The organism is Paracoccus sp. DMF (assembly GCF_004407025.1).
GTDB lineage: Bacteria > Pseudomonadota > Alphaproteobacteria > Rhodobacterales > Rhodobacteraceae > Paracoccus > Paracoccus aminovorans_B.
Genome location: NZ_SOKV02000117.1, coordinates 1 through 1,962, shown reverse-complemented (window position 1 = coordinate 1,962; position 1,962 = coordinate 1). Strand labels below are relative to the sequence as shown.

3 protein-coding genes are annotated in these 1,962 nt (G+C 70.5%); all 3 read right to left on the bottom strand.

Annotation, left to right across the window (positions count from 1 at the left end):
• Window positions 1–1,074, bottom strand: a 1,074-nt coding sequence (gene tnpC / locus E3D03_RS20565; RefSeq protein ID WP_263568497.1) for an IS66 family transposase, incomplete at its 3' end; no start/stop codon positions are given.
• Window positions 1,075–1,134: 60 nt separating this feature from the next.
• Window positions 1,135–1,482 (bottom strand): IS66 family insertion sequence element accessory protein TnpB, encoded by a 348-nt coding sequence (gene tnpB, locus E3D03_RS20560; RefSeq protein WP_263568496.1) that lies wholly within the window; start codon window positions 1,480–1,482, stop codon window positions 1,135–1,137.
• The gene (tnpA, locus tag E3D03_RS20555) at window positions 1,479–1,823 is read right to left on the bottom strand and encodes an IS66-like element accessory protein TnpA (RefSeq protein ID WP_263568495.1); all 345 of its coding nucleotides are present in this window, start codon (window positions 1,821–1,823) and stop codon (window positions 1,479–1,481) included. Before tnpA ends, tnpB begins: the two co-directional genes overlap by 4 nt.
• Window positions 1,824–1,962: the final 139 nt, after the last annotated feature.

Here is a 1,962-nt window from a genome sequence, read left to right as displayed (position 1 = left end):
TAAACGCTCTCCACCAAAGCCGGGCAAGTCCACAATGCGCCGGATCGCCTCCTCGGCGATCGGCGAGGCCTGGGTGCGATGGACGTCGACGAACTTGCGTCGGACGTGAGCCATGCAGGCGACCTCGCGGATGGCGCCGGAGCGGTAGAGGTCGTCGAAGCCGGCATAGCAGTCGGCATGCATGAAGCCGCGGAAGCGGGCGAGATGATCCTTCGGATGCTCTCCCTTGCGGTCGCCCGAGAAGCGATACCAGGCCGCCGGCGCTGTCGGGCCGCCCCAGGGGCGCTCGTCGCGGGCATAGGTCCAGAGCCGAGCGGTCTGCGTCTTGCCGGTCCCGGGCGCGAGCATGCGGATCGGCGTGTCGTCGGCGAAGATCGCCCCGGCCGCGAGCACGTGTCGGCCGATGGCGTCGGCGAGCGGCGCGAGCAGCGCGGTTGTCTTGCCCACCCAGTCGGCGAGGGTGGAGCGGTCGAGGTCGAGCCCGTCGCGCTCGAAGATCCGGGACTGGCGATAGAGCGGCAGGTGGTCGGCGTACTTGCCGACCAGGACGTGGGCGAGCAGGCCGGGGCCCGGGCGGCCGCGCTCGATGGGACGGGTCGGCAACGGCGCCTGGACGAAGCGCTCGCAGCCGGCGCAGGCGAGTCGCGGCCGGACGATCCGGTTCACGACGAAGCGGCCGGGGACGTATTCCAGCTCTTCGGGCACGTCCTCGCCGATCCGGCGCAGCCTGCCGCCGCAGTCGGCGCAGGCCTCGCCTGCGGGGATGAGCTCCACCTCCATTCGCGGGACGTGGTCCGGGATCGGCCGGCGCCTCGGCCGGATCTTCTCCTCGACGTCCGGAAGGCGCAGCCGCGCCGTCAGCGCCGCCGCGGCGATCTCGCTCGTCTCCAGCGCCAGTTGCAGTTGCTCGGCCGTCTCCGACGAGACGCCGAAGCGGTGGCGCGCATGGCCGGCCAGCTGGTGGCGCAGCTTCTCGATCAGCACCGCCTGCGCCTTCACCTCGGCGAGGAGGCGCGCCGTGAAGGCGCGCAACTCCTCGGGGTCTTCCGGCAAGGCGAGTGTCTCGTCGAGCATGGGGAAAAGTTTACCGCATTGGATTCCCTATGGGAATCCCCGCGGCCTCAAACCCGCCGCCTATCCCGCCGCCTCCGGCTGCCAAGTCCGCTGCGGCATCCGCCAGTCGATGCCCTCGAGCAGCATCGCGAGCTGCGCCGGCGTCAGCGACACCTTGCCCTCCGTCGCCTGCGGCCACACGAACCGGCCGCGCTCCAGCCGCTTCACGAACAGGCAGGCGCCCTGGCCATCCCACCAGATCACCTTCACCAGGTCGCCGCGCCGCCCGCGGAACACGAAGAGATGCCCGCTGAACGGGTTCTGCCGCAGCGTCGCCTCGGCCTGCGCCGCCAGCGCCGCGAAGCCCTTGCGCATGTACGTCACCCCGGCCGCCAGCCACACCCGCGTGCCGCTCGGTGTCGGGATCACGCCGACAGGCCCCGCAGCAGCCGGGCCAGCGTCTCGGGGTCGTAGCCGCCGATGATCCGCAGCCGGTGTCCGCCGACGAGCTCGATCTCGATCCGGCCCTCGCCGGACGCCGCCGCCGCCGCACGTTCGGTTGGCCCGGCGATCTCGACCGGAAGAAATGACGGGGCCTCGCTGTCGCTGTCGGCAAACCGCGGATCGCGCAGCCACGTGAACACCAGGTTCGCATTCACGTCGTACCGCCGCGCCACCTGGCTGACCGAGACGCCCGGCAACCGCGACTGCCCGCAGATCAGCCGCTTCTCCTCCGCCGACCACACCCGCCGCTTCTTCTGCTTCGTCACCGCAAACCGATAGTGTCCATCATCCCGTGGTGGACACTATCGTCGACGGCACCGCCCCGGCAGGGCGGCGAACCCGGACGCTTACATTAAAACAATAGCTTAGTGGGTGGAGATGGGGTGGATGCCGCTCTCCCCCTGA